Below are 1,534 nucleotides of genomic sequence, written 5' to 3'. Positions count from 1 at the left end.
CCCTGGGCGGGGCGCTGGTGGCCGGACTGTGGGCCGGGCTGCTGGTGCACGTCGTGCCGCGGGCCGGGACGGTGACGGCGGCGGCCTCGGACACCACGGCGGGGATCGTCGGGCTGGTGTCGGCGCTGGTCCTGGTGGGCGGGGCGCTGTGGCTCGAACGCGCCTGCCGCACCCCGGACGACCCGGACGAGGAACGGGACGGGCCCTCGGCCGCCCGGTGATCTCGGTGATCGTCGGTACCGCACCGTAGGCTTCCGCCATGGCCTACCCCGTGCCCACCGGAGCGCCACCAGCGGGTCCGCAGACCCGGCACACGCACGCCGCCCGCAGGCGCGGGGTGCTGTTGCCCGTGGTGGGGCTGGTGGCGTTGGGGATCTGCGGGCTGATCGTGCTCGGCCTCGTCGGCAACTCGGTCGGGGTCGGCGGCGTGCTGGTCGGCGCGCTGTGCGCGTTGCTGCCGGTCGGCCCGGTCGTCGCCACGTTCCTGTGGCTGGACCGCTGGGAGCCCGAGCCGCCGCGGATGCTGCTGTTCGCCTTCCTCTGGGGCGCGTGCTTCGCCGCGCTGTCCGCGCTGCTCGTCAACTCGAGCGCCACGCTGGCGGCGGACGCGCTGCTCGGCCGCGGCAGCGGGGACGTCCTGGGCTCGGTGGTGATCGCCCCGTTCGTGGAGGAGGCGGTCAAGGGCCTGTTCCTGGTCGGGTTGCTGATCTGGCGCCGCCGGGAGTTCGACGGGATCGTCGACGGCGTCGTCTACGCCGGGCTGGTCGCGGCGGGCTTCGCCTTCACGGAGAACATCCTCTACATCGGGCGGGCCTTCGCGGAGGACGCGTACGCCGGGCAGAGCGGCGGGGTGCTGGCGGTGTTGCTGCTGCGCGGCGTGCTGTCGCCCTTCGCGCACCCGCTGTTCACGTCCATGATCGGGATCGGGGCCGGGATCGCGGCGGCCAAGCGCAGCGTCGTCGTGCGGGTCCTGGCGGTCCTCGCGGGCTACCTGGTCGCCGTGCTCCTGCATGCGATGTGGAACGGGGCCGCCTCGGTCCTGGGCGGCACCGGGTTCTTCCAGGTCTACGTCGTGATCATGCTCCCGCTGTTCCTGGGGATCGCCGTGGTGCTGATCTGGCAGCGCCGTCGCGAGGCGCGCACCGTGGCCGAGCAGCTGCCCTCGTTCGCGCAGGCCGGGTGGATCGCGTGGAGCGAGGTGCCGCTGCTCGGCAACCTGGCCCAACGGCGGGGTTGGCGGCGGGCGGTCAAGCGGCGGTCCGGCCCGCACGCGGCCCGGGCGGTCGCGGACTACCAGGCCGCCGTCACCGAGCTCGCCTTCCTCCGCGCCCGCATCGCCCGCGGCGCGGTCCGAGACAGCGCCGAGGAGCTGCAGTCCACGCGGCTGCGGGACCTGGCCAAGGCCCGCGCCCGCGCCCTCGGCATGCCCGACGCGCTCACCGCCGCTTGGGGCGGCGACCACCCGCCGGGCTGGGCCCCGCCCGCCCCCCACACCATCTCCTCGTCGAACCCCTGGTCACCGCGCCCGTCATGC

Annotated in this window: 2 protein-coding genes; both read left to right on the top strand. The window is 75.1% G+C overall.

Features of this window, described 5'->3' with window-relative positions:
* Nucleotides 1-221, top strand: a 221-nt coding sequence (locus H5J29_RS32235; RefSeq protein ID WP_181784691.1) for a DUF3180 domain-containing protein, incomplete at its 5' end; no start/stop codon positions are given.
* A gap of 38 nt (nucleotides 222-259) precedes the next feature.
* The coding region (locus H5J29_RS32230) for a PrsW family intramembrane metalloprotease (protein WP_181784690.1) at nucleotides 260-1,534 on the top strand (1,275 nt) is incomplete at its 3' end.

The sequence above is a fragment of the Pseudonocardia pini genome, assembly GCF_013870575.1.
Taxonomy (GTDB): domain Bacteria; phylum Actinomycetota; class Actinomycetes; order Mycobacteriales; family Pseudonocardiaceae; genus Pseudonocardia; species Pseudonocardia pini.
Note: the sequence above shows the minus strand (reverse complement) of the source record. Positions and strands in the feature narration are given on the sequence as shown.